The sequence below is a fragment of the Marinobacter lipolyticus genome, from assembly GCF_018424605.1.
GTDB classification, from domain to species: Bacteria; Pseudomonadota; Gammaproteobacteria; order Pseudomonadales; family Oleiphilaceae; genus Marinobacter; species Marinobacter lipolyticus_B.
This window is the reverse complement of record NZ_QTKT01000002.1, coordinates 344,446-356,784: the sequence shown is the minus strand read 5'-3', so window position 1 is coordinate 356,784 and position 12,339 is coordinate 344,446. Positions and strand designations below refer to the sequence as shown.

General features: G+C 55.6%; 9 protein-coding genes and 1 tRNA gene. 1 reads left to right on the top strand and 9 read right to left on the bottom strand.

What is annotated here, in order from left to right:
• A tRNA-Pro gene (locus tag DYI22_RS04055) sits at nucleotides 1–77 on the top strand.
• 47 nt (nucleotides 78–124) lie between these two features.
• On the opposite strand, the gene DYI22_RS04050 is transcribed toward DYI22_RS04055, so the two are convergent.
• The 9 genes from DYI22_RS04050 to thrS all read right to left on the bottom strand — a co-directional run bounded on the left by DYI22_RS04050 (nucleotide 125) and on the right by thrS (nucleotide 12,325).
• Nucleotides 125–4,690, bottom strand: a complete 4,566-nt coding sequence (locus tag DYI22_RS04050) for a chemotaxis protein CheB (RefSeq protein ID WP_213476751.1) — start codon at nucleotides 4,688–4,690, stop codon at nucleotides 125–127.
• A gap of 241 nt (nucleotides 4,691–4,931) precedes the next feature.
• Nucleotides 4,932–5,297 carry a MerR family transcriptional regulator gene (locus DYI22_RS04045; protein ID WP_213476750.1) on the bottom strand — a complete coding sequence of 122 codons (366 nt, stop codon included), beginning with the start codon at nucleotides 5,295–5,297 and terminating at the stop codon, nucleotides 4,932–4,934.
• Nucleotides 5,278–5,580, bottom strand: coding sequence for an integration host factor subunit alpha (gene ihfA, locus DYI22_RS04040; protein ID WP_213476749.1), 303 nt, complete (start codon nucleotides 5,578–5,580; stop codon nucleotides 5,278–5,280). The genes DYI22_RS04045 and ihfA overlap by 20 nt, the downstream gene beginning before the upstream one ends.
• Before the next feature lie 3 nt (nucleotides 5,581–5,583).
• Nucleotides 5,584–7,956, bottom strand: a complete 2,373-nt coding sequence (gene pheT / locus DYI22_RS04035; protein ID WP_213476748.1) for a phenylalanine--tRNA ligase subunit beta — start codon at nucleotides 7,954–7,956, stop codon at nucleotides 5,584–5,586.
• Between the two features lie 59 nt (nucleotides 7,957–8,015).
• The gene (gene pheS, locus DYI22_RS04030) at nucleotides 8,016–9,014 is read right to left on the bottom strand and encodes a phenylalanine--tRNA ligase subunit alpha (protein WP_213476747.1); all 999 of its coding nucleotides are present in this window, start codon (nucleotides 9,012–9,014) and stop codon (nucleotides 8,016–8,018) included.
• A gap of 153 nt (nucleotides 9,015–9,167) precedes the next feature.
• Entirely contained in the window at nucleotides 9,168–9,521 is a 354-nt protein-coding gene (gene rplT / locus DYI22_RS04025) for a 50S ribosomal protein L20 (protein ID WP_011785532.1), read from the bottom strand.
• A gap of 50 nt (nucleotides 9,522–9,571) precedes the next feature.
• Nucleotides 9,572–9,763, bottom strand: coding sequence for a 50S ribosomal protein L35 (gene rpmI, locus DYI22_RS04020; RefSeq protein ID WP_007151842.1), 192 nt, complete (start codon nucleotides 9,761–9,763; stop codon nucleotides 9,572–9,574).
• Between the two features lie 94 nt (nucleotides 9,764–9,857).
• Nucleotides 9,858–10,403 carry a translation initiation factor IF-3 gene (infC, locus tag DYI22_RS04015; RefSeq protein WP_213476746.1) on the bottom strand — a complete coding sequence of 182 codons (546 nt, stop codon included), beginning with the start codon at nucleotides 10,401–10,403 and terminating at the stop codon, nucleotides 9,858–9,860.
• Nucleotides 10,400–12,325, bottom strand: coding sequence for a threonine--tRNA ligase (thrS, locus tag DYI22_RS04010; RefSeq protein ID WP_213476745.1), 1,926 nt, complete (start codon nucleotides 12,323–12,325; stop codon nucleotides 10,400–10,402). Before thrS ends, infC begins: the two co-directional genes overlap by 4 nt.
• Nucleotides 12,326–12,339 lie beyond the last annotated feature (14 nt).

Below are 12,339 nucleotides of genomic sequence, written 5' to 3'. Positions count from 1 at the left end.
CGGGGCGTAGCGCAGCTTGGTAGCGCACTTGCATGGGGTGCAAGGGGTCGTAGGTTCAAATCCTACCGTCCCGACCAAATCTCCGAACAGAGCCCGGCACCGCAAGGTCCGGGCTTTGTTGTTTTCAGACAGCGGCGCCGGAGTAACGGGCCGCCGTCATTTCCCGAATTGCCGACTCCTGCACTGGCCGGCTCAGATAAAAGCCCTGCAGCGTGCTACAGGCCATCTTGTTGAGAATCCGGTGCGCTTCCTCGGTTTCTATCCCTTCCGCGACGGTTTCAAAGCCCATTGATTTCAGCATCTGAATCAGAGCAGACATTTTTTCCTGTTTATCCGCGTTATGCTCCACCTCGCGGAACAGCTTGCCATCGAGTTTCACCTTGGAAACGTATCCGATTTCGGTCAGGTAGCTGAAATTCGAGTAACCCGCACCAAAGTCGTCAATCGCCAGCTTGACGGACTTGGTGGCAAGGTACGCCAGCGATTCATCCAGTTCCTCGGTGCGCACCAACAGGGCCTCTTCCGTCACTTCCAGTGTCAACCAGTCGAGATTGTTGGTCTCATCGAGAATCTTGTGCATGGCGTATTGCGGGTCATGAAGTTTGCACAGGTTCTTCGGATGAATATTGATAGAGATCTGCAGGTTCTTCATGCGTGCATCCGCCTTGATCCAGGCTTCTCTCTGTTCGATTGCCCGGCTCAGAACCCAGCAGTCCAGACGCTCCTGGAGATGGGCAATCTCCGCTGCCTTGAGAATCGGCACCGGACCCAGCGCACCGAGCTCCGGATGATTCCAGCGGATCAACGCCTCCACGCCGAGTAACTGCCCTGCTCCCCCGTTGCGGAAATAGGGTTGAAACACCAGATGCAATCCGTTGTCGATGCCCTGCTGCAGCGTGGTTTTCAGCTCGTATTCGACACGCAACTGCTCCAGCATTTCATCGCTGCGCTTGGGATCGACAAAACTGAACTTCGCGCGCCCGGTCTGCTTTGCTCTGTACATGGCAATGTCGGCGTTACGAAGCAGAATATCCTGCCGTTCGCCATCCTCCGGGAAAATGGCAATGCCGATGCTTGAGGATATGAACAGCTTCTCGCCGGCGATCTCGATCGGGCTCTTCAGGCTTTCGAGGATGCGGGTGGCAAAGGCCTGTGCGCACTCCATCTCATCCAGCTCGTCCATAATCACGACGAATTCGTCGCCGCTGATCCGCGCGAAAAAGTCGCAATCGCGAATCAGCGAGTGCAGGGTTTCTGCGAAATGTTTGAGGATCGAGTCACCGACGGCATGCCCCAGGGAATCATTGATCCGCTTGAACTTGTCGATATCGAGGAACAGCAGCGCAAAACGGGTACCGGCGCGGGTGTGCCGGAGCACGGTATCGGTCAAATGGTCATTAAGGTGCAAACGATTGGGAAGCCCAGTGAGCTCATCGAACATCGCCATCTCATGCAGCTCTTCTTCCCGAACCTTGAGTTCAGCAATGTCGTTACAGACAAACACCCAACGGACCGACCGGTCCAGATCATCATAAAGCGGGCTCACCGAGACATAGTGAGGTTCGATGGCACCGGCATTCACGAACAGCAACTCGCCCCGCCATTTGCCATCGCGCTCTGCCATTTGCCAGATGGTATCCAGCGAAAGGTCCTTGTCGGTAGGGCGGAAAAAGCTTTCGATGTCGAAGAGTTCGGAATCTGACGCCGGCATCAGGGAGTCGGAAAATGCCCGGTTGAGGAAGACCAGCTGCTTTTTATCGTCAAACACCGCGATTTTCTCGTGGGTATTGTTGAAAACCGCTTCGGCCAGAGCCATTTGTTTCTGTCGGTACACCATGTCAGAGACATCGCTCTGGATGCCGAGATAGTGAGTCAGCTTGCCCTCGCTGGCCACCGGCGACACACTGAGGCGGTTCCAGAACGGAGTGCCGTCCTTTTTGTAGTTCAGGATTAATTCCTTGCTGGCCCCCTGGGCTTCGATACAGGAGCGGATCGCATCCACGGTGCGGGGATCGGTGTCTGGCCCCTGGAGAAAGCGGCAGTTGCGCCCGAGCGCTTCTTCCCGCTCATAGCCCGTCATTTCCGTGAACGCCCGATTAACGTACATAATGGGCATATCTTCAGACTGGGCATCGACGATGATAATGCCCTGATCCGCTGCCTCCATGGCGCGGGCCTGCAGGGAGTTATCACGCAAGGCCTGCTGCAGGGAGTCGTAAATCCTCAGCAGTTCGGTGTTGTCCCAGAACAACAGGATGACCCCGCTGAGCTCGCCGTTCTCGTCGCGATAACTGTTTACAGAAAGCTCGAAGCTGCGTTCGTTGCCTTTGATCTGCACAAATGCCGCACGCTGGCTTTTGAAGGCCTGCTCAATCAACAACTTCAGGTTGGGCAAGTCCAGCTTCGGCTCCAGCTGATCCACCGGCTGACCCGCGCTATCGTCATCAAACGCAAAGATCTCCGTTGCCGCCGGGTTGAAATGCAGCACCTTGAGGTCGGCGTCCAGCGCCAGCAGCGGATGGGGCAAGCTCCGCTGGAGGTTGCTCAGGTCCGCGTGCAGTGCCTCGATTTCGCTCGCCTTGACCTGGATTTCCTCGTTAACCGTGGTCAGTTCCTGGTTGGTCGACTGCAGCTCTTCGTTGGAGGTTTCCAGCTCTTCATTGGTGGATTGCAATTCCTCATTGGCGGACTGCAGCTCTTCGTTTACCGCCTGCAATTCCTCATTGGAGGTTTCGAGCTCCTCGATCACGGTTTGAAGGTGCTCTCGCATGCCGGTCAGTTCAAGCTGCAGTTTTTCTACCTGATCGTCGGACTTGTCCACCGGGATCGGTGTGATATCGCCCTTGATGGTTGTAATGTCGTAGCGAACCAGATAAAGAAATTCCTGCTCGCCCTGCTCTGACAGAGGGATCACTTCAAAATAGAAAAGGTGCCCCTCGTGGGCGATCGGACGCGATTTCTGTACCGAACCGTCTTTCCGAGCCTTGAAAAGCAGGCTCTTCAACTCGAGCTGGAGATTGCCATGCACGATATTCTGCAGGTTGAGGCTGGCCTTGCCTTTGCCTATCTTGGTGATTTCACGCAGGTCGCCGTAGATGAACTTGATGTCCATGGCTTCATCGACCACGAACGCATTCTTCATGACGTGGCGGGAGATGGCACGATTCACCTTGTCGCCCAAGGTCTCATAGGTGTTGCCGGCGTTCTCCTCGGCGATGGGAGGTCGGGTCTGCATTGACCGGTTACTCAGTTTGTAACGACGGTAGATTTCGTTGCCTACGGCATCGTTACGAATCAGCACCCGGCTATCCGTGGAGGATGCTTCGAAGAGCTCACTACCTGGCAGGGATTCGGATTTGCCCAGAAACAGATAGCCACCGGGTCGCAGCGCATAGTGGAACGTCGCCTGAATCTGCTTCTGGAGTTCCGCTTTCATGTAAATCAGAACGTTTCTGCAACTCACCAGATCGAGCCGCAGAAACGCCGGGTCGCCGACCAGATTCTGACGCGCGAAGGTCACCATCTCACGAATGTGTTTCTTGACCTGGCAGCCATCACTGGCCGGGGTAAAGTACTTTTCGAGCCGCTCCTTGGACAGATCCTTGACCGACACGGATTCATAACGCCCCCGGCGGGCTATAGTGAGAGCCGGTATATCGATATCGGTGGCAAAGATCTGAACATTGTAATCGTAAATATCCGTTCCCAGGGTCTCATGCAGGAGCATGGCAATGGAGTATGCCTCCTCTCCGGTCGCGCATCCCGCCACCCAGATGCGGATTTCATCGCCCGGCCGTTTATGCTCAACAATATTCTTGAGCGTCTGGCCCAGCTTTTCGAACGCTCCGCCATCCCGGAAAAAAGCCGTGACCGATATCAGCAAATCCTGATAGAGATGTTGCAGCTCAGCCGGGTGTTCCCTGACGAAAGTCTCGTACTCAATCCAGCTCGACGTATCCGTCGCGACCATGCGACGCTGTACCCTCCGCTGAAGGGTATTTTCCTTGTACTCGGTAAAATCAACGCCGGTTTCTTTGGAGAGCATGTCCAGAATGCCCGCCAGGGCCTCGTTTTTGCCACTGCGTTCCGATTCCTCTGCGGGCAAATCCGTTTGCGTGGCCAACCTCACCAGTTGCCTGGCAATGTCCTTTACCGTCAACACCTTGTCGACACAGGCGGTCTCAATTGCCGATCGCGGCATTCCGTCGTACTTAGCTTCCGAGGGATCCTGGGCGAAGGTAAATCCTTCGTAGGCCTTTATGACACGGCAACCCTGCGCGCCATCGCTGCCGGTTCCCGAGAGCACCACGCCGACCGCGCGGGTGGTATAGGCTTCGGCAAGAGATACGAACAACTCGTTTGCGGACGGCTTGGGCACACCATGCTGTTCGGTGACGGTCAGCCTGACCTGATGGTTCTGAATCGAGGCATTATGGCCAGGCGGGATCACATAGGCGGTGCCAACCTCAATGGGTGCCCCGTCGGTGGCGTTCAACACCTTCAGCTTTGTCTCCCGCGACAAAAGCTTGGTCAGCATGCTCTCGTGATCTGGTGACAGGTGCTGGGCGATAACGATAGACAGCGCCGCAGTCGCATCCAGTTGCTTCAGTAACTGTTTGAGCGCATCAAGGCCGCCAGCGGATGCGGCAATTCCGACAACCAGTGGATCCGGGGTAGTCTCGGCGGTCATAGCACCTATCCGTGTTCTTTTGCCAAAGAAATTCCCAGCGAATCATCAAGCCGCGCTTAAGCCACGGGCTACCACCCTGATCGCTAACAAATCACAGAACTGCCTCTTTCTACGTCAGTCTGTTACAGAAACTTACTTTCGTCCAATCCGTTAATGTGAGCAAGTCTTATTAATGAATATTCACAACGCATAAAAAAACCGAAGGCGTACCTTCGGTTCTTTCTGGAGCAGCTTTTCGGAATCACCGCACGGGCGAGTTGAGCACGTCCAGCACCTCTTCCAGCTCGGTAATCATCTGGCGTATCAGTTGCTTGTACTGAGAGGTGTCGTCTTTGACCTCGTGACTGCTCAGCTTCTGCTTGGCGCCACCAATGGTGTAGCCCTGGTCATATAGCAGGCTACGTATTTGCCGGATGGTAATAACATCGGCACGCTGGTAGTAACGACGGTTGCCCCGCCGCTTGACCGGCGACAGCTGCGGAAATTCCTGCTCCCAATATCGCAGCACGTGGGCTTTCACCGCACACAGTTCCGCCACTTCCCCAATGGTGAAGTAGCGCTTGCCCGGGATCGTGGGCAGTTCGTTGTTATGACTCGGTTCCAGCATACGTTTCTACTTTCTGTTTTAGTTTTTGACCTGGTCGAAATGTTACGACACGCCGCGCGCTGATGGGAATCTCTTCACCAGTTTTCGGGTTCCGTCCCGGCCGCTGCTTTTTGTCACGCAGGTCAAAATTACCGAAACCGGACAACTTCACTTGCTCGTTGTGGCTGAGAGCGCCTCTGATTTCATCGAAAAAAGCTTCTACCATTTCCTTGGCTTCACGCTTGTTCAGCCCCAACTCGTCATACAAGCGTTCCGCCATTTCCGCTTTCGTCAAAGCCGCCATCTGTTAACTCCTTAATGTTGCGCCCAGCTCCTCCTGCAGTGCATCAATCACACCGGTGAAGAGCGAGTGCACCTCTTCTTCATTGAGCGTGCGTTCAGGATGCTGCCAGAACAGGCTCAGGGCCAGGCTGCGGTTACCTTCCCCCAGACTTTCACCCTCATAGACATCAAACGCGCGCAACGCCGTCAGGCGTTCCCCGGCGTGCTTTTTGGCCACACGCTCAACATCGGCAAACGCCACATGGTTCCCGATAATGATAGCCAAATCTCGCCGAACTTCAGGGAATTTTGAAATTTCTTTGAAATTAGGCACATATCCGGAAACGATCGAATTCAAGAATAGCTCAAACATCAGGATCGTGCCATTAAGTTCAAGATTTTTCTGCACTTGTGGGTGCAGCGTGCCGATCCATCCAACGTGTTCGCCATCCCGAACCAATTCCGCGGTCTGCCCCGGATGCAGTGCCGGATGCTGACTGGCGATAAACTGCACGTCGATACCCAGCAGGCGGAACAGGCTCTCCAATTCTCCTTTTACATCAAAGAAGTCCGCCGTTCTGCGACCGTTCGCCCAGTTTGCAGGCAGTTGGTCGCCAACCACCACACCCGCGAGCATCGGCTGCTGATCGATACCGTCGCCATCCTTTACAAATCGCAGACCGGTTTCAAACAGCCGGATGCGGGGCTGCTGGCGGTTCTGGTTGTAAGCAACGGTTTTCAACAACCCGCTCCAGAGGCTCGTCCTCATCACGGAAAGATCAGACGAGATGGGATTTGCCAGCGCAATGCCCTCCCGCTCGGGGTCGATCATCTGCTGAACCCGCGGATCGACAAAGCTGTAAGTGACCGCTTCCTGGTAGCCGCAGGCCACGAAATAATTCTGAATCGCAGAGACCGGGCGCACGGCTTCTTCCTCGACCCGCAGACCAAGCGAACCCACTGGCTCGGTCACCGGCAGGTTGTTGTAGCCATAGATCCGGCCGACCTCCTCGATCAGGTCTTCCTCAATGGAAATATCCGGGCGGAATGACGGTACACTCACCTGCCAGCCGTCCCTGAGCAGTTTGTCGATATGAAGACCCAGCCTGCTGAGGATTTCTTCAACCGTGGTGCGGTCAATCGCCAGGCCGAGCACATCGGCCAGACGGCGCTCACGAAGGTCAATCACCCTGCTTTTCGGCAGATGCGATTCGCTGGCCACCTCGACGATCTCCCCCGGCTCGCCGCCCACGATGCTCATCAGCAACGCCGTGCAACGTTCCATGGCATCCCGCGCCAGCTGGTAATCCACCCCGCGTTCAAAACGATGGGAAGCGTCCGTGTGCAAACCGTAATGGCGGGCCTTGCCGGCGAGGGTGATGGGGTCGAAATAGGCGGATTCCAGCACCAGATCCCGCGTCTCGGGGCCTACCCCGGAATCCTCGCCACCCATGACACCTGCGATCGCCACCGGCTTGTCGTGATCAGCAATGACCAGCGTCTCCGCTGTCAGTTCGACTTCCTGACCGTCAAGCAGAACCAGCTTTTCACCCTGCTTGGCCATGCGTACCACAATGCCGCCCTGGATTCTGTTCCTGTCGAACGCGTGCATCGGCTGACCCAGCTCGAGCAGGACGTAGTTGGTTACGTCCACGGCCGCATCGATAGACCGAATGCCGGAGCGACGCAGTTTCTCCTGCATCCACAGCGGTGTCGGCGCATTGAGATTGACGTTGCGGAGGATGCGCCCGAGGTAGCGCGGGCAACCCGCCGGGGCCTGTACGGCAATTTGCGGCACGTCGGAATGCACCGCTTGAACCGCTTCAATCTCCGGCGCCTCCACCAGCAGGCTGTTCAGCACACCGACTTCCCGTGCGATGCCCTTGATGGACAGGCAATCGGCCCGGTTGGGCGTGAGATCCACATCGATAGTGACATCATTGAGCTTCAGATAATCCGTCAGTGAAGCACCGACGGGCGCATCGGCAGGCAGCTCCATCAGCCCGGCGTGATCCTCGGACAACTCCAGCTCCGACGCGGAACACAGCATGCCCTCAGAGGGCTGGCCACGAAGCTTGGCCTTTTTGATGCGGAAATCCCCGGGCAGAACCGCACCGACCTCGGCAAAGGGCACCTTGAGCCCCGCCCGAACGTTGGGTGCTCCGCAGACGACTTGCACAGAGCCTGTGCCATTGCTTACCTGGCATACACGCAGCTTGTCGGCATCGGGGTGTGGCTCCACCGCCACAACCTCGCCAACGACAACGCCCTGGAACTTCCCGGCCACCGGCTCGAATCCGTCCACTTCCAGACCCGCCATGGTGATCTGGTCCATCAATTCCTGGGTGTTGAGATCCGGATTAACCCACTCGCGCAGCCACTGTTCACTGAATTTCATGGTTTTTGCCTTGTCCTGATGCGGTTTTGCCTGATGATTCGATTGCCGTGTGTCGCGCTTTAACGGAACTGGCGCAGGAAGCGCAGATCGTTCTCGAAAAACATGCGCAGGTCGTTGACGCCGTAGCGAAGCATGGCCAGACGCTCTACGCCCAGACCAAACGCAAAGCCACGGTACTCCTCGGCATCTATACCGCAATGTTCAAATACTTTCGGATGCACCATGCCGCAGCCCATGACTTCCAGCCACTTGATGCTGCCGTCTGCTTCCTGTCCCCACTCGATATCCACTTCCGCAGACGGCTCGGTAAACGGGAAATAGGACGGCCGGAAACGGACCTTTAGATCGCGCTCGAAAAATACCCGCAGGAATTCTTCCACCGTACTTTTGAGGTCGGCGAAACTGACATCCTTCTCGACCAGCAGTCCCTCGACCTGATGAAACATCGGGGTATGGGTCATATCAGAGTCGCAACGGTAGACCCGCCCCGGACAGATCATTCGAAACGGCGGCTTTCCCGCCTCCATGGTGCGAATCTGCACCGGCGAGGTGTGGGTTCGCAGCAGGGTGCCGGGGTTAAAATAAAAGGTATCGTGCATGGCACGGGCCGGGTGATGACCGGGGATGTTGAGAGCCTCGAAGTTATGGTAATCGTCTTCGATTTCCGGCCCTTGCTCCACGGTGTAACCGGCACGGGAAAAGAACTGCTCGATACGCTGCAGAGTGCGGGTTACCGGGTGCAGGCCTCCGAGATCCTGACCACGCCCGGGCAGGGTCACATCAATGGATTCGCTGGCCAGCTTCTGCTCGATGGCGGCGCGCTCCAGATCGGACCGGCGCGCATTGATGGCCTGCTCTACCTGGCCCTTGGCCTCGTTGATTTTCTGGCCGGCAGCGGGACGTTCTTCCGCGGACAGTTTGCCCAGCGTTTTTGCCTGCTGGGTGATCACACCCTTTTTGCCGAGATATTCGACACGAATTTGATCAAGTGCCTGCAGGCTGTCGGCGCTTTCTACCGCAGCCAATCCGTCCTGAACCAGTTGCTTCAGGTTTTCCATTGACCCTGCTCCAAACCAGAAATTGGGCGTGCTAAAACACGTTTCTACAAACAAAAATAGGGGAAGAGCGCGCCCTTCCCCTATTAGAGAACGCCGCCATAAACGTATGGAGACGCCCGGATCGATCGGTAATCGATGAAAGAGCTTAAGCGATCACAGGGACGCTTTGGCCTTCTCAACGACAGCAGCAAATGCCTGCTGCTCGTTCATGGCCAGATCGGCCAGAACCTTGCGATCGATCTCAACGTTAGCCTTTTTCAGACCAGCGATCAGACGGCTGTAAGACAGACCGTTAGCGCGGGCACCCGCGTTGATACGGGCAATCCACAGAGCGCGGAATGCGCGCTTACGGTTACGACGGTCACGGTATGCGTACTGACCGGCTTTGATAACCGCCTGCTTGGCTACACGATAGACGCGGCTACGCGCTCCGTAATAACCTTTGGCCTGATTGAGAATCTTCTTGTGACGACGACGTGCGACCACGCCACGCTTTACACGAGCCATACTTTAATCCTTCTACCTTTAAACCTTTGCAGGAATGATTAGCGGCTGAATCAGCACGCCGTCATACGCTTGATGGAAGCCACATCAGACTTGGCAATCAGCTTGGTACCACGGAGCTGACGCTTACGCTTGGGGCTCTTTTTGGTCAAGATATGACTGGTGAAGGACTGCTTGTGCTTGAAGCCGGTGGCGGTTTTCTTGAACCGCTTGGTGGCTCCGCTTTTGGTTTTCATCTTAGGCATTTTTAAAACTCCGCATTCTATTTTTTAAACAAACAAAATGTGCCCCTGAACGACAAATCCCCCGCAGGCGCGGGGGATCATCACCCGATCAGGTTCACTTCTTCTTGCGGGGAGCCACAATCATGGTCATCTGCCGGCCTTCCATTTTCGGCCGCATCTCAACCGTTGCAATCTCTTCGATATCCGCTTCAATCCGGCCCATGAGCTTCATACCAATTTCCTGGTGTGCCATCTCACGGCCACGGAAACGGATCGTGATCTTGCCGCGGTCCCCGTTTTCAAGGAAACGTACCAGGTTGCGTAGTTTGACCTGATAATCCCCTTCTTCAGTTCCTGGACGGAACTTAAGCTCTTTGACCTGCGTCTGCTTCTGCTTTTTCTTGGCAGCCGCTTTGGCCTTCTTCTCTTCGAAGATTTTCTTGCCGTAGTCCATTATCTTACAGACAATCGGATCGGAATCCGTAACCTGCACCAGATCAAGAGTGGCTTCTTCCGCCAACTTCAAAGCCTCTTCGATCGGGACAATCCCGACCTGATTGCCTTCGGCATCGATCAGTCGGACTTCAGTTGCGTCAATGTTCTCATTGATCGGCGCCTTTGGTGTGCGCCCACCCCGATTCGCTCGCTGTTTAATAATCAACTCTCCGTTTTGGTTCTGCCCTTGCGTTGAATGTCGTCAGCCAGCAGCTGTTCAAACGCTTCGAGCGACATAGTTCCCAGATCTTCACCTCTGCGGGTTCTCACCGCTACGGCGTTGTTCTCGATTTCTTTGTCTCCGACAACAACCAAAAAGGGAACTTTATTAATAGTGTGCTCGCGGATTTTAAAGCCGATCTTCTCGTTTCTCAAGTCAGCATTAACCCTATAGCCCAAAGAATCCCACTTTTTCGCCAGTTTCTGACAATAATCACGCTGATTATCGGTGATATTGAGGACCGCTACCTGAGTGGGTGCCAGCCAGGTGGGGAAGGCACCTTCGTATTCTTCAATGAGAATACCGATGAAGCGCTCGAACGAACCGAGTACTGCGCGGTGCAGCATAACCGGTGTTTTCCGCTCGGAATTATCGGCCACATACTGGGCGCCAAGGCGGCCCGGCATGGAAAAATCGACCTGAATGGTACCGCATTGCCATACCCGGCCGATACAGTCTTTCAGGGAGAATTCGATTTTGGGGCCGTAGAAGGCGCCCTCACCCGGCAACAATTCCCAATCCACGCCTTCCCGATTAAGGGCTTCTTCCAATGCGGCTTCCGATTTATCCCACACCTCATCGGATCCGACGCGTTTTTCCGGACGGGTCGAGAGCTTGTAGAGAATCTTGTCGAATCCGAAATCCTTGTAGACTTCATGGAGCAAGTCAATGAACCGTGAAACCTCTTCCTGGATCGCGTCTTCCTCACAGAAGATGTGGGCGTCATCCTGGGTAAAGCCACGAACCCGCATCAGCCCGTGCAGGGCGCCAGACGCCTCATTGCGGTGGCAAGAGCCGAATTCCGCCAGACGCAGCGGCAGGTCTTTGTAGCTTTTCAGACCCTGGTTGAACACCTGGATATGGCACGGGCAGTTCATCGGCTTGATGGCAAAGTCGTGCTTTTCGGACTCGGTGGTGAACATGTCATCGTGGAACTTGTCCCAGTGACCGGACTTCTCCCACAGCGCCCGGGAAACCACCTGCGGCGTCTTGATTTCCTTGTAGCCATGGCGGTGCAGGATATCGCGCATGTACTGTTCGATTTCCTGGTACAGCGACCAGCCATCCGGATGCCAGAACACCATGCCCGGCGCTTCTTCCTGCATGTGAAACAGGTTCAGCTTCTTGCCAATTTTGCGATGATCCCGCTTCTCCGCTTCTTCAAGACGATGCAGGTAGGCTTTCAGGTCTTTCTTGTTGCCCCAGGCGGTGCCGTAGACCCGCTGCAACTGCTCGTTGCCGGTATCACCGCGCCAGTAGGCACCGGCCACCTTGGTCAGCTTGAAGGCTTTCAGCTTGCCGGTGCTGGGCACGTGAGGCCCGCGGCACAAATCGATGAAATCACCCTGACGGTAAAAAGACAGATCCTCATCACCGGGAATGTCCTCGATGATGCGCACCTTGTATTCCTCGCCCATCTCGTCAAACAGCTTGACCGCCTCGTCCCGTGACATCACGGAGCGGGACACGGGAATGTCCTGCTTGGCGAGTTCTTCCATACGCTTTTCGATGCGCTGAAGATCTTCGTTGGTAAACGGGCGATCGAATTTGAAATCGTAGTAAAAGCCGTTGTCAATCACCGGACCGATGGTGACCTGGGCAGCCGGAAACAGCTCCTTGACCGCCATAGCCAGCAAATGAGCGGTCGAATGGCGAACAATGTCGACGCCCTCTTCATCGCGCTCGGTGATGATGGCCAGTTCAACGTCGTCATCGATCGAATGGCTGGTGTCCACCAGCTTACCGTTGACCCGGCCGGCAAGAGCGGCCTTGGCAAGCCCGGCGCCAATATCGGCGGCGACATCGTGAACCGTTACGGATTCGGCAAAACTGCGGTGACTGCCATCCGGCAGGGTAATTACGGGCATGGTGCTCTCCTGAC

What these genes read in the sequence shown, in the direction of transcription:
- DYI22_RS04050 (WP_213476751.1), bottom strand. Translation starts at nt 4,690, where the DNA reads ATGACCGCCGAGACTACCCCGGATCCACTGGTTGTCGGAATTGCCGCA.
- DYI22_RS04045 (WP_213476750.1), bottom strand. Translation starts at nt 5,297, where the DNA reads ATGCTGGAACCGAGTCATAACAACGAACTGCCCACGATCCCGGGCAAG.
- thrS (WP_213476745.1), bottom strand. Translation starts at nt 12,325, where the DNA reads ATGCCCGTAATTACCCTGCCGGATGGCAGTCACCGCAGTTTTGCCGAA.
- ihfA (WP_213476749.1), bottom strand. Translation starts at nt 5,580, where the DNA reads ATGGCGGCTTTGACGAAAGCGGAAATGGCGGAACGCTTGTATGACGAG.
- rplT (WP_011785532.1), bottom strand. Translation starts at nt 9,521, where the DNA reads ATGGCTCGTGTAAAGCGTGGCGTGGTCGCACGTCGTCGTCACAAGAAG.
- rpmI (WP_007151842.1), bottom strand. Translation starts at nt 9,763, where the DNA reads ATGCCTAAGATGAAAACCAAAAGCGGAGCCACCAAGCGGTTCAAGAAA.
- pheS (WP_213476747.1), bottom strand. Translation starts at nt 9,014, where the DNA reads ATGGAAAACCTGAAGCAACTGGTTCAGGACGGATTGGCTGCGGTAGAA.
- pheT (WP_213476748.1), bottom strand. Translation starts at nt 7,956, where the DNA reads ATGAAATTCAGTGAACAGTGGCTGCGCGAGTGGGTTAATCCGGATCTC.